Origin of the sequence: Anaerostipes sp. CAG:276, from assembly GCF_000432215.1 — a bacterium.
Lineage (GTDB): Bacteria > Bacillota > Clostridia > Lachnospirales > Lachnospiraceae > Anaerostipes > Anaerostipes caccae.
Genome location: NZ_FR889192.1, coordinates 1 through 3,334, shown reverse-complemented (window position 1 = coordinate 3,334; position 3,334 = coordinate 1). Strand labels below are relative to the sequence as shown.

Annotated in this window: 3 protein-coding genes; all 3 read left to right on the top strand. The window is 45.1% G+C overall.

Annotated elements, in window-relative coordinates; translation table 11 throughout:
* The coding region (nagE, locus tag QVP35_RS09570; protein WP_288187856.1) for an N-acetylglucosamine-specific PTS transporter subunit IIBC at positions 1-1,312 on the top strand (1,312 nt) is incomplete at its 5' end.
* A gap of 87 nt (positions 1,313-1,399) precedes the next feature.
* A complete protein-coding gene (gene nagB, locus QVP35_RS09565) occupies positions 1,400-2,137 on the top strand; it encodes a glucosamine-6-phosphate deaminase (protein ID WP_009291147.1) in 738 nt (245 codons plus the stop codon).
* Positions 2,134-3,255: an N-acetylglucosamine-6-phosphate deacetylase gene (gene nagA / locus QVP35_RS09560; protein WP_009291148.1), complete on the top strand. Its 1,122-nt coding sequence runs from the start codon at positions 2,134-2,136 to the stop codon at positions 3,253-3,255. The genes nagB and nagA overlap by 4 nt, the downstream gene beginning before the upstream one ends.
* Positions 3,256-3,334: the final 79 nt, after the last annotated feature.

The window sequence follows — 3,334 nt, the reverse complement described above, 5'->3', positions numbered from 1 at the left end:
TTTCCTTGTGAAGGCCGGAGGGGCCATCATCGATAACCTGCCGATCCTCTTTGCAGTAGGTGTCGCACTTGGAATGACAAAGAAAAAGGACGGGGCTGCAGCACTTTCCGGCCTCGTAGCGTACTTAGTTGTCACAACCATTCTGAAAAGTGACAACATCGCCCTTCTGCTGAATATCCCGGTAGAAGAAGTAGCACCTGCATTCTCAAAGATTCAAAATGCATTTGTAGGTATTCTGTCCGGTCTGATCGCAGCGGGATGCTTTAACAAATTCGGAGAAGTACAGCTGCCGACCGCATTATCTTTCTTCAGCGGAAAACGCTGTGTGCCGATCATAACTTCAGCCCTTATGTTAGTGGTATCTGGTATATTGTATTTTGCATGGCCTCCACTGTATAATGTATTAGTCAAATTTGGGGAGAGCATCGTAGGATTGGGACCTGTGGGAGCAGGAATCTATGCATTCTTTAACAGACTGCTTATCCCGACAGGATTACATCACGCATTAAACTCTGTATTCTGGTTTGACGTTGCAGGAATCAATGATATCGGTAATTTCTGGGCTGGAACCGGAACAAAAGGTATCACAGGTATGTATCAGGCAGGATTCTTCCCGGTTATGATGTTCGGTCTTCCGGCAGGAGCACTGGCTATGTACCATACGGCAAAAGATAATAAGAAAAAGATTGCAGCAGGTTTACTGATTGCGGCAGCCTTTGCTTCCTTCTTTACCGGTGTTACAGAGCCATTGGAATTCTCCTTCATGTTCCTGGCTCCGGCCCTCTATGTTGTCCATGCACTGCTGACCGGTATCTTTGTGGCAGTGGCTGCAATGCTCCATGCAACCGCAGGGTTCAGTTTTAGTGCAGGTTTGGTTGACTTTTTGTTAAGCTCCAGACTCCCTATGGCAAATAAACCGTGGATGCTTTTGATTCTCGGAGTCATCGCTTTTGTAGTATACTACGTACTGTTCCGTTTTATCATCGTGAAGTTCAACTTAAAGACTCCGGGACGTGAGGAAGATGACGATGTAGAAGAAGAGAAAAATGCAGTGCTGGCCGATGATGACTTTACAAAAGTAGCACAGATTATTTTGGAAGGTCTTGGCGGAAAAGAAAATCTGACTTCCATCGACAACTGTATTACAAGGCTCCGTCTGGAAATCAAAGACCAGGATCAGATTGATGAGAAGAAGATCAAATCTGCTGGAATTGCAGGAATCATCCGTCCGGGCAAAAACAGTATCCAGATTATTGTGGGAACGAAAGTCCAGTTTGTCGCAGATGAATTGATAAAACTTGCTGAAAAGTAAATTAAGCGTTATATTGTAAGTGATTAGGGATAACATATAGGGAGACATCAGATACTGTTTCCCCGCATTATAGAAAGGAAGTACAAGATGAGAGTTATTAAGGGAAAAGATTACAAGGACATGAGCAGAAAAGCAGCAAATATTATTTCTGCGGAAATTATCACGAAGCCAGACTGTGTTTTGGGACTGGCTACAGGTTCCTCTCCGATCGGGATTTATGAAAATTTGGTGCACTGGTATGAGCAGGATGACCTGGATTTCAGTCAGGTAACCTCAGTGAATCTGGATGAGTACAAAGGGCTTCCAAAAGAAAATGACCAGAGCTATGACTATTTCATGCATGAATACCTTTTTAATAAGGTAAATATCAAGCCTGAAAACATCAACATTCCGAATGGTATGGAAGAAGATTCTGAAAAAGAGTGTGCAAGATATAATCAGGTGCTTGAGGACTTGGGAGGAGTTGACCTTCAGCTTCTGGGTATCGGACACAACGGCCATATCGGCTTCAATGAGCCGGGAGAAGCATTTGAGAAAGAGACTCACTGTGTGGACCTTACTGAAAGTACAATCAATGCCAATAAAAGATTCTTTGAGAAAGAAGAAGATGTGCCGAGACAGGCGTATACTATGGGAATCAAATCCATCATGAAAGCAAAGAAAATTCTTCTTATTATCAGTGGAAAAGAAAAAGCAGGCATTGTAAAAGAAGCATTTTTCGGACCGGTTACCCCGAAAGTTCCTGCATCTATCTTACAGCTTCACAATGATGTGATTCTGGTAGCAGATGCGGATGCGCTGTCAGAGGTTGAGGATTTATTATGATTATAAAGAACGCAGATGTTTTTTGTGAGGACGGGGTTTTCAGGACAAAAGATATTTGTACAGACGGTGAAAGGATCAGCAGTTCTTCAGAGAATGATGAGATTCTGGACGCCGAAGGCTGCTATGCGGTTCCCGGGCTGATCGATATTCATTTCCATGGCTGTGTAGGACACGATTTTTGTGACGGAACAGAGGAAGCTATAAGAGAAATTGCTTCTTATGAGGCAGAAAATGGAGTGCTTGCCATATGTCCTGCAACGATGACTCTGCCGGAAGAAACACTGATGACCATCGCCAAGGCGGCGGCAGCCTACAATGGGGACAGCGGAGCAGATCTGGTTGGAATCAATATGGAGGGGCCGTTTATCAATGAGGCCAAAAAAGGCGCACAGAATCCGGCCTATATCCATAAACCGGATGTGGCAATGTATGAAAGACTTCAAAAGGCATCCAATGGTCTGTTTAAGCTGGTGGACATTGCGCCGGAAACTGAGGGCGCAATGGAATTTATCCGTCAGGTTAAGGATGAGGCGGTGATTTCGATCGCACATACGGCTGCGGATTATGAAACCGCGGTCAAAGCGATTGAACATGGAGTCAGCCATGTGACGCATCTTTACAACGCCATGCCGGGGTACAGCCACAGGGCACCAGGGGTAATCGGAGCGGCATGTGATCACGGACTGCATGTCGAGCTGATCTGTGACGGTATCCACATCCATCCGAGCGCCGTGAGAACAACGTTTAAGATGTTCGGGGATGATAAGATCATTCTGATCAGTGACAGTATGATGGCTACCGGAATGGAAGACGGAACTTATCAGCTGGGAGGACAGGACGTGAAGGTGGTCGGCAATCTTGCTACTCTTGCCGGAGGAGGCGCGATTGCAGGCTCTGCAACCAATCTCATGGATTGTCTGAGAACTGCCGTCAAGACAATGGGAATCCCACTGAACAGTGCAGTAAAATGCGCCACTGAGAATCCGGCCAGATCCATTGGCATTTATGACAGCTATGGAAGTATTTCAGAGGGAAAATATGCGAATGTTGTCCTGCTGGATAAAGACCTGGAGATCAAAGCGGTCATAAAAAAGGGAGAGATCCTGAATCACAAATAATAAAAGTTATCAGGTACCGGAGATACGCAGAAAATGCGGACTCCGGTACTTTTTTTATTTTTAGGACAGGTTTTATGCG

Coding starts and splice junctions, on each gene's coding strand:
- nagB (WP_009291147.1), top strand. CDS start 1,400: ATGAGAGTTATTAAGGGAAAAGATTACAAGGACATGAGCAGAAAAGCA.
- nagA (WP_009291148.1), top strand. CDS start 2,134: ATGATTATAAAGAACGCAGATGTTTTTTGTGAGGACGGGGTTTTCAGG.